Below are 435 nucleotides of genomic sequence, written 5' to 3' on the forward strand. Positions count from 1 at the left end.
TTTGGCATTTTAGTGATTTTTTCTTTAGCGATACAGATCTCAACACGCATAACACCCTCCTGTAACTGTAGTTATGTACAGGTGTTATTTTTATCTGTATGGATAACCAGTGTCAATTCCTGATATTGTTTATGGGGCATCAATGGGGCATGTATGGGACACTTTTTATCGGCGAAATTCGTCGAAGTTCGTCGACATGGTAAACGAATCATCTATCCAACCCTTGAAAAACGGCGCTCCTGGACGATCTTCGTCGATTTTTAAAAATGTTGCGTCACGCGCGTAACGTGACAGGATTAATATCACAAAGCAACGCCACTTCACCAATTGTGTAAAGCGCCATCGTCTCACCCTTGCTCGTGAGGTCCCAGTTTAACTTTAGACGCAGTTTTGCGAACCAGGTAGTTTTGCCCGTTTTTTGTGCATCTATAGGGT

1 pseudogene is annotated in these 435 nt (G+C 42.8%); it reads right to left on the bottom strand.

Going from position 1 to position 435, the window contains the following annotated elements:
- Positions 1–277: 277 nt before the first annotated feature.
- Positions 278–343 (bottom strand): annotated as a pseudogene (locus ACUU1I_RS21225) (hypothetical protein); the annotation flags it as partial.
- Between the last annotated feature and the right edge of the window lie 92 nt (positions 344–435).

This window comes from Shigella sp. SIG3, from assembly GCF_053555855.1.